This is a genomic window from Polaromonas eurypsychrophila (assembly GCF_014641715.1).
In the GTDB taxonomy this organism is placed as follows: Bacteria; Pseudomonadota; Gammaproteobacteria; order Burkholderiales; family Burkholderiaceae_C; genus Polaromonas; species Polaromonas eurypsychrophila.
This window is the reverse complement of the sequence record NZ_BMIG01000005.1, coordinates 33,957-54,831: the sequence shown is the minus strand read 5'-3', so window position 1 is coordinate 54,831 and position 20,875 is coordinate 33,957. Positions and strand designations below refer to the sequence as shown.

Below are 20,875 nucleotides of genomic sequence, written 5' to 3'. Positions count from 1 at the left end.
ATGTGTCCTTATGGCGCGGTGAATGCTCAGTGTTTGTGGGAAGAGGGCACGGTGGGTGCCCCCGAGGTGTAGCCACGCAGCTCGGCGTATCGACTGATCTGCTGCGGTGTCAGCAACGCGGTTTGCTGCAGGTGGGTCTGCAGATGACTGGCGCGCAGTGCGGCCTGCAGTTGTGCGATGCGTTCAGTGTGGCTCGTCAGGCCGGCGGGGGTGATCTGCCGAGTCGAGAAAGCCTGATCGAGCAAGCGCTCAGCCTCCACCAGTTCGGCACCGATGCGTCGGGCGTCCGTCTTGTGGCGGTTCATCAGTGCCTGCGTGGCCTGCTGCTGCAAATCGCTCAGCGCCAAATCTTGCGCCAACTCCAGCGTGTGCATGGGGCCGGGGTAGCCATTGAGCTCGGCCGCCTTCGCCAACTCCATGCCCTTGCCAGCCAGCAAGTCTTCGGTCTGCGTCTCCGACAGCGATTTGATGTCGCGCTTTTGCTGCCCGGCGTAGGGGCTGGCTGCAGATGCCTGTCGCTGCCCGACGCCATGTCCCGTGGAGGAATGTTGAGAGAAAGTGGCTGTACCCCATGTCAACAGGGTATAAGCAGCTACTAATTTGATAGCGTTTTTAGTTTTCACGAAGATTTTTCCTGCCTTTGTGATCAGTGTTTCATGCCGCCCATGCCGCCCATTTTTGGCTTGCGGACCTGGACTTCGACTTCTTTCGCCGGCATGTTCTGCACCTTCATGGTCTGGCCACCTTGCGCCGCAAAACGCGCCGGGTTGGGCAGGGCGCCTGACCATTCATAGGCAACCTCGCCCGGCGGGTGCTTGTACCAGCCGGGGTCTTTGTAGTCGCCGGGTTTCTGGTTCTTGCGCACCTTGACCATGGAGAACATGCCGCCCATTTCGACCGAGCCAAAAGGGCCCTCGCCCGTCATCATCTTGGCGGTGTTGTCTGGCAGGGGCATGTCCATTTCGGCCATGTCCGCCATGCCGCGCTCACCCATCACCATGTAGTCGGGGATGACTTTGGTGATTTCGCTGACGATCTTGCGGTGGTCCACGCCAATCAGCGTCGGCACGTCGTGGCCCATGGCGTTCATGGTGTGGTGGCTTTTGTGGCAATGAAAAGCCCAGTCACCTTCCTCGTCGGCGAGAAACTCGATCTGTCGCATCTGGCCCACCGCCACATCGGTGGTGACCTCATACCAGCGTGTTGACTTCGGTGTCGGGCCGCCGTCCGTGCCAGTCACCAGAAACTCATGGCCGTGCAGGTGTATCGGGTGATTGGTCATGGTCAGGTTGCCCATGCGGATGCGCACCTTGTCGTTTTTGCGCACGACCAGCGGGTCAATGCCGGGAAAGACCCGGCTGTTCCAGCTCCAGATATTGAAGTCGAGCATGGTCATGATCTTGGGCGTGTAGGCGCCGGGGTCAATGTCGTAGGCATTGAGCAGAAAGACAAAGTCACGGTCCACCTCGTCGATCAGCGGGTGTTTTGCCTTGGGATGTGTAATCCAGAAACCCATCATGCCCATGGCCATCTGCGTCATCTCGTCGGCGTGCGGGTGGTACATGAACGTGCCGGGGCGCCGTGCCACAAATTCATAGACAAAAGTTTTCCCGACCGGAATGGCCGGCTGGTTCAAGCCCGCCACGCCATCCATGCCGTTGGGCAGACGCTGGCCGTGCCAGTGAACGCTGGTGTGTTCTGGCAGCTTGTTGGTGACGAAAATGCGCACGCGGTCGCCTTCGACCACCTCAATGGTGGGGCCGGGCGACTGGCCGTTGTAACCCCACAGGTGTGCCTTGAAGCCAGGTGACATCTCGCGCACCACCGGTTCGGCCACCAGATGGAACTCCTTGACGCCCTGGTTCATGCGCCAGGGCAAGGTCCAGCCGTTGAGGGTGACCACCGGGTTGTAAGGTCGGCCGGTGTTCGGCACCAGCGGCGCCATGGTGTCGGGTTTGGTCTGGATCATGGGCTCGGGCAGCGCCGCCATGGCGACCCTACTGACGGCAGCGGCCGCGACGGCAGTGGTGATCGCTCCCGCGCCTGTGAGAAAGTTTCTTCTGTTGTTCATGGGTGATCCGTTAATGGTTGGTTCAGTGACCGGCTTCGGCGGCGGCGTTGCCGCTACCCGTGGACACCGCGCCCATGGCTGTGGGTTTGCCGGTCATGGAGGCGCTGAGCGCCGCATCGGCCAGCCAGTACTGCTGGTAGGCGTTGATGGCCGCCTGCACGCTGGAAATCTGGTCGCGCGTATCCGCCAGCAGCTCGAACACGCCGATCAGCATGCCGTTGTAGCGAAGCAGGTTTTCTTCTGCCATGGTTTTGCGCAGCGGCACAATTTCGTCGCGGTAATGTCTTGCCACGTCGTAAGCGGTGCGGTAGGCCGAGTAACTTTCGCGCAACTGCGAGGTGGCGCCCCGCACCGTGCTTTCGTAGCGGCTCGCGGCCGCCAGCGACTGGGCGTTCATGCTGGCGCGCTGGGCCGAGCCCCAGTCGAAGATCGGCAGGCGAATGTCCAGCTCAAAACCGCGTCTAGGCGTGCTGGTGCGGCGGTCGTTGTCAAACACCGTGTCGCGGCGTATGCCCAGCTCCACATCGACCAGGCTGTTCAGCAGGTTCAGGCCCTGCGACTTGCCGGCAATGTCGAGCTGGTTGCGGGCCAGTTGTACGTCGAGACGTTGTTGCAAGGCCGCAGCATTGATGGTGCCTGCCGGTTTGGCCTCTTTCGGCAGGTCTGGCAATCGCTCCGGAAGTTTGAGCAGCGCCGATTGTTCGTCGGTCAGACCCAGCAAACGAATCAACTCCTCGCGCGCGGCGGTGCTGGCGTGCTGGCTGGAGGCCAGCCGGGCTGCGCTGTCGGCATAAAAAGACTGTTGCCGCGCGCGCTGCAGCTTGGTGAAATTACCCACTTGCTGCATGCGTTTGGCCAGTTCGGCGCTGGCCTTCGCGGTGGCGTTGATCTGCTCGGCATATTGCAGGTTTTGCTGCGCGGCCACGGCGCGCACCCAGGCCTGGCGCACTTGGGTCACCTGTTCAACGACATTGGCTCCAAGCTGAATTTTGGCCTGTGCTGTTTGGCTGCGCGAGATCTCCAGGCGGCGCGGCAAGGTCAGCAGGTCAAGCAAGCCGAAGGACAGCAGGCGGCCGATCTCCAGCTCGTCGGCAAAACGGATACGTTCAAAGCTGAACACCGGGTTGGCGATGCGGCCGGTCTGATTGGCTACCGCCAGATCAGCCCAGCTCTGCGCCAGCAAGGTTTGCACCGCCGGGCTGTTGGCCAGCGCCAGCTGCACGGCTTCGTCCTGGCCCAGGGGCTGGCCCAGCAGCTCGCTGCTTAGTTTGCTGCGCGCCTGCGACTGCTGCTCGGTACGGCTCAGTTCGAGCTTGCCTTGTGTGAAGTTGCCGGTACCGCTGTTGGTGTCCTGCAGCGCCTGGTCGAAGTTGACCGCCGCGCAGCCCGCCAGCACCAGGGTGACCACTGCAACGCTGCTTGATCGAAGAAAGGTCTTCATGGTTTGTCCTTTGGCGCCTGGCCATGACCGGCGTGCGGATCCGGCTGAGCTGCCGCACCGGGCGCGGCCGAAGCGGCGCCTTGCTGGGCCTCTTTGGCATAGGCGCGCCAACCGCCTACGCGGGCCGTGGTGTCGTTGGCGTCTTTCCACGACCGAATTTTTTCATCGGTGTAGGGCTGGTAGCCGTCCAGTGCCGAACGGAATCCGGTGCTTGCCGGTTCAGCCGTCGCAGCCGCGGGTACAGGTGCCTGCGCGATGACGGCCCCGGACAGGCCGGTTGCGAGCCCGGCAGCCAGCCAGGCCAGCACGGCGCGAGGTTTTGAAATAAGAAGCAAGTTCACGAAGTTCTCCTGATATACAAGCGGTGCGATGGCGGGCATCGCGACAAATCCGGGCGTCAATAGCGACGCAGGGCGTTTAAACCCGTGCCGGAGGCAAGTACAGGCCCAGTTGGGGCCTGAAAGTCAGGAGATCGGTGGTTTTTGGCCTTGTGCCGTGTCGGCACTGGCGAAACGGGCCACCGGCGAATGCGATGGCGAGAGGGGCGCTAGAACCGGAGCAGTGGTGTCTGCTGTGGGTGACAGCGCCACGGTGTGACAGGCCTGGCAAGCGGGGCAGACTTCACAGTGGGCGCCGCTTGCCGGGGCCGGGCTGTCCCCGTTCCCATGGCCCGCACAGTCCGGGGTTGCAGCAACGGGCTGCGGTGCTGCAGATGCATGGTCAAAATGGCCGTCAGCCCATACCAGTGGGGTGAGATCCGCTATGGTATTGGTAGCGGCCAGCACCGCGGGGCGGCTGGACGCCATTTCAGTCGCCATCACGTCGCCAACCCAGCCGCGTATGGGCAGCAGGGCGATCATGAGGGCGAGAATGAGGTGGCGCACAAGTGAATGATAAACGTCGGCACCAGATAGTTCCGACAGTTTTACAGTTTTACAGTTTCAGGCCAAACGGCTACTTCACTTCAAACCGTGCCGTGGCCGGCGGCTTGCCCGCAAGCGTCACCACCGCAATGCCTTTGGTGCCCTTGGTGACCTTGAAGGCGCCTTTGGCTTCAAGTTTGTCGCCAGCGGGGGTCAGTTCCACTTCTGATTTTTCCGTGCCGTTGAGCAAGGTCACCTTGGCCTTTGCGCCGTCCAGCTTCACCGCTTTGCCGTGGTCGCTGATATGGATCTGCAATGTGTCGGGTTTGGCGACGATCTCGAAGTCACCGGCTTTGGTTTCCACCACCATGCCGCCGAATTTCGGATCGTGGCCGTGGCCCCCTGCGGCCAGGGCGGCTGCGCCGGAGAGCGCGAGGGAGGCGGCAAGGAAGAGTTGGTTGAATTTCATGGAGAAACCTTTTAGTAAAGTTGGACAGCGAGAGAAAAATCAAAACGATTCAGTTCCTGAATCGGCCACCAGCGCTTCAATCGGCTTGCGGCCGAACATCGCGACCATCGCCGGTGTCAAAAACGAGTCGAGCAGGGTCGAGGTAATCAGTCCCGAGAAAATAACCACCGCCACTGGGTGCAGGATCTCGGTGCCCGGCATGTCGGCTTCGAACAGCAGCGGCGCCAGCGCCAGCGCTGCCACCAGCGCGGTCATCAGGACCGGCGTGAGCCGTTCCTGCGAGCCGCGCAGCAGCATGGCATTGCCGAAGTTTTCCCCTTCAAAGGCGCACAGGTTGATGTAGTGCGACACCTTCAAAATGCCGTTGCGGATGGCGATGCCGGCAAGCGTAATGAAGCCCACCAACGCCGCTACCGACAGCGGCTGGCCCGACAACCACAAACCGACCACTGCGCCGACCAAAGCCAGCGGTATGTTGGCCATGATGATGGCGGCAAGTACCCCGGACCTGTAGCGCGAGTAAAGAATTAGAAAGATCATTGCCACTGAACCCAGCGACAGCAGCCTGATAAGGCGCGACGCGTCTTCCTGCGCCTGAAACTGCCCGCCTATCGTGATGAAGTAACCCTCGGGCAGGGTGGTGGCGGCAATCGCCGACCGCATCTCGCCCACTACGTCACTGAGCGCGCGGCTTTGGGTATTGGCCGAGAGCACGATGCGCCGGCGCCCATCATCGCGGCTGACCTGGTTGGGGCCGTCACCTTCTTCAACGCTGGCCAGTTGGCTCAGCGGTACGCGCCCGCCGGGTGTATCTATCATCAGGTTGCGCAGGCCTTCAATGCCGCGAGAGGCCTCGGGCAGGCGCAGCACCAGGTTGAAGCGGCGGCTGCCCTCGACGATTTGCGTGACTTTCTCGCCATCGATCAGTACCTGCAACTCCTGCAGCAGCTTGGCCGGCGGCAGGCCCAGGCCCAGGGCGCGGTCATAGTCCACCTGGATCTTGATTTGTGGTGTCAGCACCTGTTTTTCGACTTCCAGGTCCACCACACCATTGATGCCGGCCAGTTTTTGCCGCAGCGCCTCAGCCTGCGTACGCAAGGTGTCCAGGTCGTCGCCAAAAATCTTGATGGCGATCTGTGAACGCACGCCCGACAACATGTGGTCGATACGGTGGCTGATCGGCTGGCCGATGCCTATGGCCGCCGGCAGGGTGGCGATGCGGCGGCGGATGTCGGCGTAAACCTCTTCCACGCTGCGGTCGCTGCGCTTGAGCTTGAGGTCGAGCTCAGACACATGCACACCCTCGGCATGTTCATCGAGCTCCGCGCGACCCGAGCGGCGGCCTACGTGCTCCACTTCGGGCACATCCACCAAGGCCTTTTCGGCGATGCTACCGATGCGGGCGGATTCAGTCAGTGTGGTTCCGGGGTTCAGACGAAGGCCGACCAGCGCCACGCCTTCATTGAAAGGCGGTAAAAAGGTCGTCGGAAAAAACGGTACGGCTGCCATGGCGAGCACCGCCGCCGCAGCGCCCCCTAACACCCAGGCGCGCGGCGCTTGCAGCACACGGCCCAGCGTAGCGGCGTAGCGCGTCTTTACCCAGGTCTGAACTTTGGTATCGCCGTGCTCCAGGCCCTTGATTTTCGGCAGAAGGTAATAAGACATTACCGGCGTCAGCGTGACCGACACCACCATGGATGCGAGCAATGACACGATGTAGGCAATCGCCAGCGGTTGCATCAGCCGGCCCTCGATGCCCGGCAGGAAAAACAGCGGCAGCAGTACCAGCACGATGATGACGGTGGCAATCAAAATGCCGGAACGCACTTCCAGCGTCGCCTTGGCAATCAGCTCCAACGGCCCCAGCCGCTGCCCAGGGTGGGCGGCGCGGTCCATCTTGAGGCGGCGCAGCACGTTCTCCACGCCGACCACCGCGTCGTCCACCAGCCCGCCGATGGCAATCGTCAGCCCACCCAGGGTCATCGTGTTGATCGACAGGTCGAAGTAGCGAAACACCAGCACCGTGATCATCACCGACACCGGAATCGCCGTCAGTGAAATCAGCGTGGTTCGAATGTTGAGCAAAAAGAAATACAGCACCACCGCCACCACCGCGGAAGCAGCAAGCAGCTTGCCGCGCAAGGTGTCCACCGAGGTCTCGATGAAGTTTGCCTGGCGCATGGTGACCTTGGGTTCGCCCATGCCTGGCGGCATGCCCTTTTTCAACTCCTCAATCGCGGCTTCTACTTTTTCTGTCAGCGCCACGGTGTCGGCATCAGGCTGCTTCTGGATGCCCAGAATCACGGCAGGCTGGCCGTTCAGGCCCGCATCGCCGCGTTTGATGGCCGGCGCAAACGTGACCGTGGCCACCTGGTTGAGCTGGATCGGTCTGCCGTTTTGAAAAGCAACCGGCAGCCGCTCCAGATCCTGCAGCCGCGTGGTGCGGCCGATATTGCGGATCAGATACTCGCGTGAATTGAGTTCAAGAAAACCGCCACTGGAGTTGCCCGAAAATCCTTTCAACGCCGCTTCAATGCTTTCGAGATCAATCTTCAGCGCCGCCATGCGCGCGGTGTCGGGCTGCACCTGGTACTGCCGCACCTCGCCGCCTATCGGCACCACCTGGGCGACGCCTGGCAATGTGAGCAGGCGCGGACGCATCACGAAGTCGGCGTATTCACGCACCGCCATCGGGCTGATCTTGCTGGTGTCTATGGGCAGGGCCAGCAGCATGATCTCGCCCATGATTGAGCTAATCGGCCCCATGCCGACATGTGTCACGCCCTGCGGCAACTGTTCGCGAGCCAGTTGCAGCCTCTCGCCCACCATCTGGCGTGCGCGGTAGATGTCGGTCTTCCAGTCGAAGGTGACATAGACGAAAGACAGACCGACGCTGGAAATCGAGCGAATGCTTTCGACCCCCGGTATGCCGCCCATGGCAATTTCAAGTGGTGCGGTGATCAGCTGCTCGACTTCTTCGGGCGCCATGCCGCCAGCCTCGGCCTGCAGCGTGACCGTGGGTTTGTTCAGGTCGGGAAACACATCGACCGGCATCTTCACCAATGTCAGCGCACCGGTCAGTAGCAACACCACCGACAGCACCACCACCATCAGGCGGTTGGCAAGGGAGGCGTGAATGAGTTTTTCAAACATGTCGTGCGGCCCTGCTTCAGCGAACCTGATTGACCAGGGGCGCACCTTGCGTCACCACCCGTTCACCCGGTTTCAGGCCATCCACTATCGCGGCGGTGCTGACGTCCAGCGGCACCTGGCGCACGGTGCGCGGCTGGAAGACTTCGGCGCCCGTGTGCAGCCAAACCATGTCTTGGTTGCTGGCGCTTTTGACCACGGCACTCAGGGGTACGGCAAAACCCTTGACCTGGCTTTTGGTCTGTACCGTCACTTTGACCGGCTGATGGACAGAAAGCGTCAGAGCGTTTTTGCCCGGCAGGGTACGAAAGACCAGCGGGATCGCGCCTTCGCGCAGGCTGCTGCCGGCGCCGACAAACTGCAGTGGCACGCTGGCGCCGGGCGCCGGGCTGGCGCTGGCCGAGGCGATGTTGGCCGACAGCGCGGCGTCAAAGGCACTGGCTTCCACACTCATGCGTGACGGGTCGACAATTTCAAACAATACTTCGCGCCCTTCGACCACCTGGCCGGCCACCACGTTGGCGGCGGCAATCACCCCCGACACGGGCGCGACCAGGGCCTCGGTGGCCGACACGCTGCCAGCGACCGCTGCCGCACGTTGCTGCAGGCTGACCACGTCGGACTGCGCGGCTTCGATGTCCTTTTGCGGCACCGTGCCCTCAAGTTGCTGCAGTCGCTCCACGCGCCTGCGGGCGAGGTTCAGGCTGGCGTTAAGTTCGGCGCTTTGCGCCTGCTGGTTGGCGCGGTCAATCGCGCTGCTGGACGCGCGTACCACGGCAAGGACTTCGCCCTTGCGCACCGCCTGCCCGAGTTGCGGGAGGCCACGCGGACCCGCTTCGATGCGTCCGGCCTGCGTCGGCTGCACCTTGCCGCCGGCGTTGCTGTCCAGTACCACCCGGCCTGTCAGTTCGACCGTGGTCGGCAAAGAAGCTTCCTGGGCGACTACGGTTCTCACACCGAGCTGGCGCTGGCTGGCCTTGGGCAAAAACACGCCGCCGTCGGCGAGACGACGTGGGGCGTTGCCGCCCGCGGTGGGCGCGGATTCTTCGCCGTGGTCGTGGCCAGGTCCTGCCTGCGCGTCCAGGGTGGCTGTAGCGCCCAGGCCCAAAGCGCAGGCGGCAATCAACATACTGGCCAGGCTTTTGCGGCGGCGGGCTCGCCATGCCGCACCGGCAATAGCCGTTAGCAGCAGAACAGCGCCCGCATACGCCGCCCAGCGCAGCCAGGACCGCGTTGCGCCGGCATGGTCGTCTTCGGCATGCGGGTCGGTGATGACCAGGTCGCCGGCCAGCAGGTCGGAGTCCTTGCCAGCGGCGACAACAAAGTTGACGGCCAGCGTGCCCGGCTGGCCCAGCAATTCATGTTTGAAGCTGTAGCTGCCGTCGGACTGGGGCACGGCGCTTCCCTTGGCTGCACCGGCTTCCACGTCAATCTTCGCGTCGGTGACCGGCTCGTTGCTGGCATAGCGGTCCAGGTAGATTTTCATCTCGCCGTTGTCGACCACGCCGACCAACTCAAACACGTCGGAGTGGCTGGAAATGCGCGGTGAGGTGACTGCGCCGGACGCCGCTGGCGCTTGTGCGCCGTGGTCTCCCGCAGCCCAGGCCGAAGCGAACAAACTTGTCGCTATTAAAACAATAGCTACCAGCGCAAGCTGGATATGGGCTAGAGGCTGGTTTGGCTTGTAAATGAAGTTCATGGGAGCAATCCAAGGGCTTGGTTCAATTGGGAAACGGCGCGTTGCAGGCCCACACGGGCACGCGCCAGAGAAAGATCGGCTTCAAACTTTTCGCTGTCGGCGCGCAGGCGGGTCGGCAAGTCGGACTCGCCCAGGCGGTAAGACTTGGCCACCAGGCCTTGCACCTCGGTGCTCAGGCGTGCGCGTTCGCTCATGCTGGCCTGCGTGCGGCGGGCGGCATTGATTTCAGTGATGGCCGATGCCAGTTCACCTTGTATCTGGCGCTGGGCGGCATCCAGCTCGGCCTGTGCCGCATCGAGCTCGGCGCGAGCTGCCGCGATACGCGGGGCATTGCGGTTGTCGGTACCGAAAGGGATTTTTATTGCCAGTCGCAAGCTGTTCTGGCTTGCAGCGCCAAACGCCGAGCGCTCGCGCGTGATACCTACACCGACTGACATCGGGTCGCGCTTGTCGGTTTCGCTCAGTTCGAGCGACGCTTGCGCCGCCTGGACTCGCGTCTGTGCGGCCTGTAACGCAGGGTGGTCTGGACCCATGATCGGATTGGCAGACCGCAGCGGCTCGTCAAGCGTCGGCACTGCGGCCATGCCGGTCAGGGACAGCCACTGGTTTTGCAGGCGGGCCAAGGCCTGCTGCGCCTGCTCCCGTCCGCTGGCGGCCTGTTGAGCCAAGGACTGTGCCTGCAAGCCGTCTACGCGGGCGCTGTCGCCGGCTTTTACGCGGCGCTCCACATCCTTCGCCAACACCAGCGCTTCGCTGTGTTTGCGTTCGGCCAGCTCGCGTTCGGTGAGCGCCACGGCCACGTTGGCGGCTGCTTCGCGCACCTCTGCGGCGAGTTTCAGCCGCGCCAACAGTTGCTGCGGCTCGAATCCCAGTCGCAGCGCTGCCAGCTCATGCTGTGCGGCACCGCGCACGCCGGGGCTCCAGATCGGCAGTTCCAGCTCGGCTTCGTATTCACGCAAGCCGCCGTTGTTGCTGAAACGGTCGCTGCGTTGCGCCAGCACGGCACTCGGCGAGCCATTGATCCAGGACGATGCCGCGCGCTCCCTGGCCTGTAGTTGCGCGCGGCGGCTGTCGGCGCTGCGAGCCGCCGGGCTGAGGGCCCAGGCGGAGTCGAGCGCCTCACGCAGATTGGGGCCACCGCGCGCAGCGGTGGAAGATTCAGGGGCTGGGGGCGGCAGCGGCAGCGTTTGCGCGCTGGCGGTGGCTGCAAATGCAGTCAGCAACATCAGCGTTGCGCGTGCCGGCCATGATGGTCGAAAGCGAGGAAAGGAATACAAAAGTGTTCTCCGAAGTGAAAAAACTTCGGCGAACCTTTGCGCGAGCGCAGTTGAAAAAAGGGGGAGTTATGCGCCTGTCAGCTCAAAGGTTCACCACGGCTAGCGTGGTGAATGCCCATTTGGGGCGCTCGATGCTGTTGGGTTGTTCGCGGCAGGCCCAGGCTTGCGGTGTGGGAAACGCGGCGCCAACACCTGCATCGCTGAAGCAAAGGTTGGCAGTTGCCAGCATGCCGGTTGAGTGACCATGGCCGCAGTGGCTCAGCCCGCAGGTCTCGGAGTGACCGTGGTCATGTGTGATGGCAGATTTTTCGGCGTCCTGAGTGCCAGCCAGTTGTGCCTCGATGGCATGGGCGGCGATGTGGTCCAGCTCCTGCGCAGCATCGGCCGCCGCATGTGCATGCGCGCCGCCCGCCAACAAGGTTAGCCAGACAATCAGGAGGTGACAAATAAATCGGTTCACGGGCGCATGCTAACAGCCGGGAAAGTCCCCGCAGCGCGCAGGGACGGCCGCGCAGCGTGGGCATCGCTCATGTGTGGTCCCGGCGCAATTCCTGCCGCGCCTGCTTGAACACCGCATATCCCCCGGTGATCGCCAGGCCGGCCATGACGGCAGCCACGGCCAGATCCGGCCAGGCGCTGCCCGTGCCAAACACACCGAGTGCGGCCAGCATCACCGCGAGGTTGCCGATGGCGTCGTTGCGCGAGCACAGCCAGACGCTGCGCATGTTGGCATCGCCCTCGCGGTAGGCGTACAGCAAGGCTGCCACGCCGACATTGGCGATGAGCGCCAGCAGGCCGATGCTGCCCATGGTCAGGGCCTCGGGCGTGCCACCGTGCCATGCCACCCACGCCGCGCGGCCCAGCACAAACACACCGAAACCCAGCATGCTGGCGGCCTTGAGCAGCGCCGCACGAGCGCGCCAGACCAGACCCATAGACAGTACCGCGAGGGTCACGGTGTAGTTGGCAGCATCGCCAAAAAAGTCGATGGCGTCGGCCAGCAAGGAGACCGAACCAGACTGCAGGCCGGCACCGATTTCGATGCCAAACATGGCCAGGTTGACGGCCAGCGCAATCCACAGGATGCGGCGGTAACGCGGACTGTTGGCCTGGGCGGCGCTGGGTGCGGGGTCGTGGTTGCAGCAGTGTGCGGACATGGGCTTGTGTTCCTCGGGTTTTCGATCTGATGGCATGATTGGAAACCCTCAAGTCACTTCAAGGTCAAGCGATGCCGCCATCAAGTCCATCCGCGCAGCGGGGTTATCAGATCGGCGAGGCCGCGAAGCGCAGCGGCGTGAGCGCGGTCAACATCCGCTTTTATGAGAAAGAACAGCTGCTGAGCCCTCTGGGGCGCGGCGACAACAGCTACCGGCTGTACAGCGAGGGCGATCTTCACCAACTGCGTTTCATCCGCCTGTGCCGGGCCATGGACATGTCGCTGGACGAGGTGCGCACCTTGCTGGGCCTGGACCTGAACAACAAGTCCGACTGCGCGGCGGCGCGGGAGGCGCTGGACGGCCACCTCGGCCATGTACGCGCGCGGCTGGCTGAATTGAAGGCGCTGGAGAAAGACCTGAAGGCCCTGCGTAATCGCTGTGATGGCAGCGACACGCATTGCCACATCATCGAGGCCTTGCACCAGTTGGCGGACGAGCAGGACTCGGCAAAGGCGGTACCGGCACAGAAAAAAAGGCATGTCTAGCTGCGTGTCTCATTGTTGATCCGCGTGTATATGATCAACGCCTGTCCGCACAAGTGAAGGAGTTTTCATGGAACCCAAATCGCATTGGGAAGAGGTCTACAGCACCAAGTCGTCCGAGACGGTGAGCTGGTATCAGCCGCACGCCACTCTGTCTCTGGAGATGATTCGCGCTGTGGCCAACGAAAAATCGGCACGCATTGTGGATGTCGGTGGCGGCGCATCGAGTCTGGTGGACGACTTGCTCGCCCATGGCATGCGCAAGGTGGGTGTGCTGGATATCTCCGGCGCGGCACTCGCGGTTGCGCGCCAGCGCCTGGGCAAGCAGGCCGCGGGCGTGCACTGGATGGAAGGCGACATCACTACCTTCCCTCTTGAAAAAGCCAGCATTGACATCTGGCATGACCGGGCGGTATTTCATTTCCTCACTGATATGGCGGATCGCGCGGCCTATGTCGCCCAGGTGCGCCACGCGGTCCGGCCCGGCGGCCATGTCATCGTTGCCGCGTTCGGGCCCGACGGGCCGCTGGAATGCAGCGGTTTGCCCGTGGTGCGGTGTGCGCCGGATGCCCTGCATGCCCAGTTCGGCGGCGCGTTCGAGTTGCTTGAGCATATCCAGGAAGACCACCACACGCCTTCCGGGCTGGTGCAGCATTTTGTGTATTGCCACTGCGTGATGCACTGACCGGTTTGACCGTGCGTGACCAGCGGCCCTGCAGGCCAGAGCGCTGGCCATGGCCGCGCCGTCGGTGCGTCAAGGCAGGAGCGGTTTCCGAATGATGATCTGTGTTAACCGTTCCATCAGCACCTCGGCGTCGGCATACCCATTGGTCAGGAGCTGCGTCTGCCCGTCTCCCACGGCAAGCAAGGTCGGGAAGCCGCGCACGCCCCAGTCCTGGGCCTGCGCAAAGTCGTCGCGCGTGCGCTGGCGCATCGCGTGGCTTTCGAAGTTGCGTAAAAAGTCGATGTGGCTCCGGGCTTCCTTGGTGCGGCCGTGCACCTCGTCCCAGATCTCGCCGAGCACGGCCGCCTTGGTCGTATCGCGGCCATGAGCATAAAACGCCTGCTGGATCGCGTGGTACATGGCGAGTGCCAGCTGCGGCGCATGTTCGCGAACGGTCACCACGGCGCGGCAGGCCGGTTCCGTGTCGTAGATGAAATCTTCACTCTCGAACAGCGCTTCTGAAAAGGGCTGGCCAGAGCGCTGTGCCACGCCGGCCCAGGCCCCGCGCAGCTTGGCTTTCAGTGCGGCGTCCATCACCTGCGTGTTGTAAGCGCGCAAGCCGCCAAGCACAAGCTGCACCGGTGTGCCCGGAAAGCGGCCCAGCAACTGCGCCAGCGGCACGCCAAAGCCGTAACACCAGGAGCACATCGGGTCACCGACGTAGATCAGGGCCACTGGAGCGGATGGATTGTTCATGCGGTATCTCCTTTGTCCAGTTGGCGCTGCGCATGGTCCAGCCATAGCTGCAGGCTGTCCAGCAATTCTTTCTGGCTGAAGGAGCAACTCTCTTCGCTGAACAGCGCGCCCGACTCCAGCCGGTCCAGCAACTGCTGCAGCACGCTCGCAAACGCGGTTGGCAATGCTGCCAGCAACACCGCCTGGTTTTGCGCCAGATGCGAAAAAGCCGCCACGGCCAGCGTGTCGCTGCGCAGTTGTTGCAGCGCGCCGACCAGTGCGGCGAGTTGATGCTGGGCGGGGTGTATGGCCATCAGGATGCCGCGGTGGCGCGTGCTTGGGTTTGCGCGGGCTCGAAGGCCAGGGTCAGCAGGGCCAATAGGCAAAAAGGCACGCCAACCCAGCCCAGACGTGAGAGCTGCACATCGTCCAGCAGGGCGCCGCTGATGACCGCGCCAAGTGCGGTGCCGGTGTACACCATGGATCCATTCAGGCTCAGCAGCAGCGGTGCCTGCGTGGGCGACAGGCTGGCGAGATGGCTTTGCTGCGGCGCCATCAGGCCGAAACCCGCCACGCCCCAGACGATCAAGGTGGCCTGGGTGGCGACGACCTGGCCGGCGGTCAAGGGCAGCATGGCCATGCTCGTCATCAGCACCAGCAGTTGCACCCGCATGGTCCGCATCGGACCAAAACGGTCATTGGCCCAGCCGCCCGACAAGGTGCCGGCTACCCCTGCCAACCCGAACCCGGCCAGCGTGATGGATAACTGCGTGGAACTGATGGCGTTGAGCGCCTGCAACACCGGCCCGATGTAGGCAAACACGCTGAAGATCGCGATAAAGTACAGCAGCGTGCGTAGCCAGGCCCGCAGCACTGCGCCTTGCCGCGCCGCCGCGCCAAACCCGGCAAAGCTGGCGCGACCGGCCGCCATATTAGCGGGCACCAGCCAGCTTGCCGCTGCCAGCATGGTCAGGCTAGCGCCCACCGAGAGCCAGACCGGCGCGCGCCAACCATACTCAAAGCCCAGCCAGGCGCCGACCGGTACACCGACTGCGTAACTGATGCTCATGCCCAGGAAAGTGATGGACAGTGCAAGCCCGCGCTGCGCCGGCGCCACCAGGCCGACCGCCAGCGCCGAGGCGGCGGCGCTGAACATCGCGCCCGCCCCCATGAACGCCCGGCCCAGCAGCAGCGCCGTCAGGTTGTTTGCCAGCGCGCAAATCAGGCAGCCGACGGCGAAGATGCCCAAGGCGAGCTGGATCACGCTTTTGCGCGACCAGCGCGCGGTGGCCACGATCAGCAGCGGCGCCAGCACGGCGGTAGCCACGGCATAGGCTGTCATGGCCTGCCCGGCCGCCGCCACGCTGATGCCCAGCGAGCCGGCCAGCGGCACCAGAATGCCGCCCAGCACAAAGGCGCCGCTGCCGATGACGAGGTTGCACAGCGCGAAGAGGTAAAGGACGGGCGGCATGGCGGGACGGGTCAATCGCAGAAGTTATGAGTCGAATCGAGCTCTGGCTCATAACGGACCAGTGCCAGCAGCTATCAAAATGAGAGCAATTGTCGGTCTGTGAATGGGGGCGTGGCGCGGGGGCTTGCCGCAATTGTGCCCGCGTGGCGCGAAACATGTGGGCTGCTTTGGGTTCTCCGGCACTAGTCCTGCGGCAGGCCCAGCGTGAAGTGGAAGCTGGCGCCCTGTCCAGGCGCGGACTCTGCCCAGATGCGCCCACCGTGACGCGTGATGATGCGGTGCACCGTCGCCAGGCCGATGCCGGTACCGGCAAATTCGGCGGGGGAGTGCAGGCGCTGAAAAGCCCCGAACAGCTTGTCAGCATAGGCCATGTCAAAGCCCGCGCCATTGTCCTGAACCGTGTATACCTTGTCTTCGCTGCCGCTAACGGTACAGCTGAAGGCAATGCTGCTTTGCGTGGCGTGGCCGCTGAACTTCCAGGCATTGCCGATCAGGTTGTCGAGCACACGCTGCAGCAGCCGGAGGTCGCCCGACACCTGCAGGTCCGGCTGGATATGTATCAGAACTGATCGCAGCGGCTCACGTTCGCAGTGGTCCTTGAGCAAGGCAACGGCCATGGCACTGAGATCGACATGTTCCGAACTGAGTTTGCTCCGCGAGACCTGGGCCAACGATAGCAGGGCGTCGATCAACTCGCCCATGTGCGCCACGCTTACGCGAATGCGGGACAAATAATGTTTGCTGCGTTCGCTCATTTCGCCAGCACTCATTTCTTTGCCGAGCAGGCTGCTGTAGCCGTCGATGGCGCTAAGGGGTGTACGCAAGTCGTGCGAAGCCGAGTACGAAAACGCTTCCAGTTCCTCATTGGCCGCCAGAAGCTGTGCAGTGCGCGATCGGACACGTTCCTCCAGATGGAGGTTCAGGCGGAGAACTTCTTGTTCAGTCTGCTTGCGCGCGGTGATGTTGGTGTGCATCACGATGGCGCCACTCAGCCGGTCATTTGACAAAGGAGTTACCGTCATCATGAACCAGCGCTGGGCCATGGGCGAATGGCAGGGGTATTCAAGTGAAAATTGGTCTGTGTTCCCGTTCAAAACTGAACGGACACCATCGGCTGCCCGCTCTGCCTCGGCGCGGTCTTTTTCGCGCGCATTGAGACAAATCCCGAGATAGCTGACGCCCACGTCGTCGCCAGGGGGGTGAAGCGCGCTTCCTCTTGAAAATTGCCGCCATGCCTCATTCACCGCGATGATGAGTCCGTCACCATCAAGCAACGCGATGTGCGCCGGCAGGGCGTCCAGAATGGCCATCTGTTTGGCGGCCTCGACCAATTGCAGCTCGGTGGAGCGCCTTAGCTCAGCCGTACGGTCCATGACCTCCTGCTCCAGCAGCCGGCTGTGATTTTGCAGATCGGCAATCGCTTTCAGGCGCAACAGGTTTCTCACACGCAGAGACAGCTCAACCCGGTCAACCGGTTTGGTCAGGAACTCTTCAGCACCGGCTGTGAGTCCCGCCAACCGGGCGCTGCGCTCGCTTCTCGCCGTGACCATGATGATCGGTATGTTCGCCGTGTCAGGGTTGGCTTTGAGTGCGCTGGCCACATCGTAGCCGTCCATATCGGGCATCATGATGTCAAGCAGTATCAGATCCGGGGCATGTTTTACTGACGATTCCAGACCCTCCTGGCCGCTGGCGGCGTTAAGTGTCAGGTAGCCTTCAGGCTGCAGCAATGCTTCGAGCAATTTTCGATTCTTGCTCTCATCGTCGATGATGAGGATGGTCGAGGCGACGTCGTTGAGCTCGGCGATGGCGTTCATGATTTTCCTGCGATCAGAAGGGAGTCAATAGCCGCATACAGCTCTTTGTAACGCAGCGGTTTTGCGATATACAAGTCGCAGCCAGCTGCCCGGCTCTTTTCATGGTCCGCTTTCATTGCCATGGCAGTCAGCGCAATGACCGGAATGGCCGCCGTGGCCGCGTCCTGCTTCAGCAGGGCAGTTGCCGCAAGGCCGTCCATGCCAGGCAGCTGGATGTCCATCAGGATCAGGTCGGGATGATCAGAGCGGGCCAGCGACAGGCCCGTCTCTGCATCGACCGCGCACAACACGGCATGTCCGGCATCGCGCAGCAAAAGGCAAACCAGTTTCATATTTGCGGCGTTGTCTTCAATGACCAAAATGCTTGCCATCTGGCGTCTCCCCTGCGGCATGAGTTGTCAACAGACTGTGTGTGCGCACTGGAAGCCATGCAGCAAAGCGCGCACCCTTGCCTTCCGTACTGGCAACAGCCACCGTGCCGCCATGCAACTCTGCCAGTTGCTTGACCATCGCCAGACCGAGTCCGGTGCCTTGGTATTTACGCGCCAGGCTGCTGTCAATCTGACTGAAAGCCTGAAACAGTTTTGCCATGTTTTTTTCCGAAATACCGATCCCGCTATCGCTGACGGAGATTTCCAGAAACTCTGTGTATTCGTTGTCAACCAGAGGGAAGCTGTGCACCGGCCAGGCGCCGGGCAGTGTTCCAACCGCCTCGCGCTGGACGCGCCGTGCACTCAATGTGATCCGGCCCCCACCTGCGCCAAATTTGACGGCATTGGCGAGCAGGTTGTAGACGATCTGTTTGGTCTTGCGCATGTCCAGCAGCAGCCCCGTCCCGCCGTCATTCTGAAGTTCAAGTGCGATGGATCGGGCCAGCGCTTTTTCCTTGACGATGGAAAGGGTTCCAGACAACAGACTGTTCAGATCGACCAGCTCCAGTTCGAGCGCCATCATGCCGGCCTCGACCTTGGACAGGTCCAGAATGTCATTGATCAGCGAGAGCAAGTGCTGACCGCTGGTAAAAATGTCGTCGATGTACTCATGCTGCTTCTCGCTCATCGAGCCCACCAGTCCGTCCTTGAGAACCTCGGAAAAGCCGATGATGGCGTTGAGCGGCGTCCTCAGTTCATGCGACATGGTGGCCAGAAATTCCGATTTCATGATGCTGGCATGTTCCAGCTCAATATTTTTCTCTTGCAAGGCGCGCTCAAAACGCTTGCGCTCGGTCACGTCCCGCGCTGCTGCAAACACCCCTTGCAGTTTGCGGTCGCGGTCCTGGAAGGTCGCGGCGTTGTAAGACACAACCGTTTCCTCGCCGTTCTGGGCGCGTACCGTGAGTTCGTAGTTGCTGACCTTGTGTTCGGTAAGCACCCGCTTGATGGCGGCCTCGGCGCGGGCAGGATCGGTGAAGAACTTCTTGCAGGGAGCCCCGATCAGTTCGTCGCGCGTGCGACCGGTCAGCGTCATCATCTGCTGGTTGACGTCAGAGATGAAGCCTTGTGGGTCCGTCATCATCAGCGCATCGATGTTTGATTCAATCAGCGAGCGCGTATAAAACTGTTGGTCGCGCAGCCTTTGGTCCAGCATGGCCTGGGCCGCCTCCACCTTTTTCCGCGCCGTATTGTCGGTGCCGATCAGCAAGTAACCAATGATGCCTTCCTGGGCATCGCGCAAAGCGGTCACCGAAACAATGGCCGAAAAGCGGCTGCCGTCCTTGCGGATGTAGGTGAGTTCGTAGATGTCTTCAATGCCTCTCGATGCCTTGAAAACCAGGGCTTCGAAACCGGGCGTGATGCGGGTACCCAGTTCCAGGCTAAGACCTTCAGCCCGGGCAATCACTTCCTGAGGGTCGGAAATATCGGCGGGCGTGATTTTGTTCACCACGTCGGCAGCAGCGTAGCCAAGCATGCGTTCGGCACCCACATTGAAAATCTGGATGACGCCTTTTTCGTCAGTGGCGATGCTTGAGAAGTTGGCGCTGTTGAAGATGGCATTCTGCAAAGCGCCGGCCTTGAGCAATTTTTCCTGGCGCCCGAACTCCACAGCGCCATCGGCGCTTGCCGGTTTATCACTGACGCTGACGGTAAAGCCCGTATTCGTCATTCAAATCTCTCCACGCGAAGGGGCACTCTTCAGTTGACGGGTGTGGCACACGTCCCGTCAACTGAAAAGTAGGCTCTCGGGTTGCCACTTGGTCAGCACTGAAACGCGAACAGGCTGGTGGCAAGGAGGAGTTGATAGAACAAGACTAACAGTGTTGCAACCTTTAGGGATTGCAAAAACTAAGGAATACCCGCTAAATGACCATCAATTGGCAGTTTTGTCGGTAACCGGAAAATTTCTTGGCCCTTGACTCAAGCAGGCATCGTCGCTTGATCTCGCAAAGTCGCCTCAATGGCTATCGAATCCGTCCCAGCAATTGCTTCCGCCCTGGAATCCGGGGACTTGAAAATACATCGTCTGACGTGCCTGTCGCGTGCACCGCCCTTGCGCAGAAAACCATCCTGCCGCGCGCCTTGTGCGGATCAACAAGCGGCGAAACTCTCAGTCAAGCTTGGCGCCGGAAGCCTTGACCGCCTGTGCCCAGCGCGGCATTTCTGCGGTGAGGAATTTTGCGAAGTCTTCGCTGCCCAGGAATGCCGGGTCGGCGCCCTGGGTCACCATGCGGTTGCGGATGTCGGGGCTGGCCATGACCTGTCTGAAGGCATCGCTCAATTTTGCGGTGACATCCGAGGGCAGGCCCGCCGGTGCGAGAAAGCCGTAAAAGCCGACGACCTCAAAGCCTTTGAAGCCTGACTCGATGACTGTGGGAATGTCCGGCAGCGCGGGATTGCGCTCCTTGCTGGTCACCGCCAGCGCGCGCACCTTGCCCTGCTTGTGGTAATTCGCCGCCTGCGGGATCGACTCGCCCATGAACTGCACCTGGCCGCCCATCAGGTCGGTGAAGGCCGGCGCACTGCCGCGGTAGGGAATGTGCACCATGAACAGCCCGGTGGCGTTTTTGAACATCTCGGGCACCAGATGGCTGATGCCGCCGTTGCCGGCCGATCCATAGTTGATCTGGCCTGGGCGGGCTTTGGCGTAATCCACAAATTCCTTGAGTGTCGTGACCGGCAGCTTGGGGTTGACCAGCAGGGCCAGCGGCTGCATGGCAGTGCGCGCAATCGGCGTGAAGTCCTTCAGCGTGGCGTAGGGCAGCTTGCCGTACAACGCCGGGTTGATCACCATCACGCCGGTGTTGGCCAGCATCAAGGTGTAGCCGTCGGGCGCGGCCTTCATCACGTCTTGCGCGCCGACGGTACCGCCAGCGCCCGACTTGTAGTCGATCACGATGGGCTGGCCCAACACGGCCTGCAGGCGCTCGGTCAGCAGCCGCGCATGCTGGTCCAGCGGCCCGCCGGCGGGGAAGCCGATGACCACACGTATCGGTTTTTCCGGGAAGGCTGCGAAAGCTGCGGAGCTGGCTGCGACCAGCAAGGCAGCCAGGACACGCTGGGGGGTGAACATGTTTGTCTCCTT

General features: G+C 62.1%; 19 protein-coding genes. 2 read left to right on the top strand and 17 right to left on the bottom strand.

All coding sequences use genetic code 11. From position 1 onward, the window contains the following. Positions 1-26: 26 nt before the first annotated feature. From IEX16_RS08525 to IEX16_RS08480, 10 genes are all read right to left on the bottom strand, one after another. On the bottom strand, positions 27-623 hold the full coding sequence (locus tag IEX16_RS08525; RefSeq protein WP_188707929.1) for a Spy/CpxP family protein refolding chaperone: 597 nt from the start codon (positions 621-623) through the stop codon (positions 27-29). A 23-nt stretch (positions 624-646) separates the two neighbouring features. Continuing rightward, positions 647-2,071, bottom strand: a complete 1,425-nt coding sequence (locus IEX16_RS08520) for a multicopper oxidase family protein (protein WP_188707928.1) — start codon at positions 2,069-2,071, stop codon at positions 647-649. Between the two features lie 22 nt (positions 2,072-2,093). Beyond that, positions 2,094-3,512, bottom strand: a complete 1,419-nt coding sequence (locus IEX16_RS08515) for a TolC family protein (RefSeq protein ID WP_188707927.1) — start codon at positions 3,510-3,512, stop codon at positions 2,094-2,096. Further along, positions 3,509-3,853 (bottom strand): hypothetical protein, encoded by a 345-nt coding sequence (locus IEX16_RS08510; protein WP_188707926.1) that lies wholly within the window; start codon positions 3,851-3,853, stop codon positions 3,509-3,511. Before IEX16_RS08510 ends, IEX16_RS08515 begins: the two co-directional genes overlap by 4 nt. 613 nt (positions 3,854-4,466) lie before the next feature. Continuing rightward, positions 4,467-4,844, bottom strand: a complete 378-nt coding sequence (locus IEX16_RS08505; RefSeq protein WP_188707925.1) for a hypothetical protein — start codon at positions 4,842-4,844, stop codon at positions 4,467-4,469. A gap of 39 nt (positions 4,845-4,883) precedes the next feature. Beyond that, the gene (locus IEX16_RS08500) at positions 4,884-7,997 is read right to left on the bottom strand and encodes an efflux RND transporter permease subunit (RefSeq protein ID WP_188707924.1); all 3,114 of its coding nucleotides are present in this window, start codon (positions 7,995-7,997) and stop codon (positions 4,884-4,886) included. Between the two features lie 16 nt (positions 7,998-8,013). After that, positions 8,014-9,693 (bottom strand): efflux RND transporter periplasmic adaptor subunit, encoded by a 1,680-nt coding sequence (locus IEX16_RS08495; protein WP_229676256.1) that lies wholly within the window; start codon positions 9,691-9,693, stop codon positions 8,014-8,016. Beyond that, a complete protein-coding gene (locus IEX16_RS08490) occupies positions 9,690-10,919 on the bottom strand; it encodes a TolC family protein (protein ID WP_188707923.1) in 1,230 nt (409 codons plus the stop codon). The genes IEX16_RS08495 and IEX16_RS08490 overlap by 4 nt, the downstream gene beginning before the upstream one ends. A gap of 133 nt (positions 10,920-11,052) precedes the next feature. Then, a complete protein-coding gene (locus IEX16_RS08485; protein WP_188707922.1) occupies positions 11,053-11,430 on the bottom strand; it encodes a hypothetical protein in 378 nt (125 codons plus the stop codon). A gap of 67 nt (positions 11,431-11,497) precedes the next feature. After that, positions 11,498-12,127 carry a cation efflux transmembrane domain-containing protein gene (locus tag IEX16_RS08480; protein ID WP_188707921.1) on the bottom strand — a complete coding sequence of 210 codons (630 nt, stop codon included), beginning with the start codon at positions 12,125-12,127 and terminating at the stop codon, positions 11,498-11,500. A 71-nt stretch (positions 12,128-12,198) separates the two neighbouring features. On the opposite strand from IEX16_RS08480, the gene IEX16_RS08475 reads away from it, so the two are divergent. Together IEX16_RS08475 and IEX16_RS08470 are read left to right on the top strand one after the other, a co-directional pair. After that, positions 12,199-12,672, top strand: coding sequence for a Cd(II)/Pb(II)-responsive transcriptional regulator (locus tag IEX16_RS08475; RefSeq protein ID WP_188707920.1), 474 nt, complete (start codon positions 12,199-12,201; stop codon positions 12,670-12,672). 67 nt (positions 12,673-12,739) lie between these two features. After that, the gene (locus IEX16_RS08470) at positions 12,740-13,354 is read left to right on the top strand and encodes a class I SAM-dependent methyltransferase (RefSeq protein WP_188707919.1); all 615 of its coding nucleotides are present in this window, start codon (positions 12,740-12,742) and stop codon (positions 13,352-13,354) included. Positions 13,355-13,423: 69 nt separating this feature from the next. On the opposite strand, the gene IEX16_RS08465 is transcribed toward IEX16_RS08470, so the two are convergent. From IEX16_RS08465 to IEX16_RS08435, 7 genes are all read right to left on the bottom strand, one after another. Further along, entirely contained in the window at positions 13,424-14,089 is a 666-nt protein-coding gene (locus IEX16_RS08465) for a DsbA family protein (protein ID WP_188707918.1), read from the bottom strand. Beyond that, positions 14,086-14,382: a hypothetical protein gene (locus IEX16_RS08460; protein WP_188707917.1), complete on the bottom strand. Its 297-nt coding sequence runs from the start codon at positions 14,380-14,382 to the stop codon at positions 14,086-14,088. The genes IEX16_RS08465 and IEX16_RS08460 overlap by 4 nt, the downstream gene beginning before the upstream one ends. After that, positions 14,382-15,539 carry an MFS transporter gene (locus IEX16_RS08455; RefSeq protein ID WP_188707916.1) on the bottom strand — a complete coding sequence of 386 codons (1,158 nt, stop codon included), beginning with the start codon at positions 15,537-15,539 and terminating at the stop codon, positions 14,382-14,384. Before IEX16_RS08455 ends, IEX16_RS08460 begins: the two co-directional genes overlap by 1 nt. Positions 15,540-15,721: 182 nt before the next feature. After that, on the bottom strand, positions 15,722-17,356 hold the full coding sequence (locus IEX16_RS08450) for a response regulator (protein ID WP_229676255.1): 1,635 nt from the start codon (positions 17,354-17,356) through the stop codon (positions 15,722-15,724). Continuing rightward, positions 17,353-17,715 carry a response regulator gene (locus IEX16_RS08445; protein ID WP_229676254.1) on the bottom strand — a complete coding sequence of 121 codons (363 nt, stop codon included), beginning with the start codon at positions 17,713-17,715 and terminating at the stop codon, positions 17,353-17,355. Before IEX16_RS08445 ends, IEX16_RS08450 begins: the two co-directional genes overlap by 4 nt. Beyond that, positions 17,705-19,459 (bottom strand): PAS domain-containing sensor histidine kinase, encoded by a 1,755-nt coding sequence (locus IEX16_RS08440; protein ID WP_188707914.1) that lies wholly within the window; start codon positions 19,457-19,459, stop codon positions 17,705-17,707. The genes IEX16_RS08445 and IEX16_RS08440 overlap by 11 nt, the downstream gene beginning before the upstream one ends. A 441-nt stretch (positions 19,460-19,900) precedes the next feature. Continuing rightward, positions 19,901-20,863, bottom strand: a complete 963-nt coding sequence (locus tag IEX16_RS08435) for a Bug family tripartite tricarboxylate transporter substrate binding protein (RefSeq protein ID WP_188707913.1) — start codon at positions 20,861-20,863, stop codon at positions 19,901-19,903. Between the last annotated feature and the right edge of the window lie 12 nt (positions 20,864-20,875).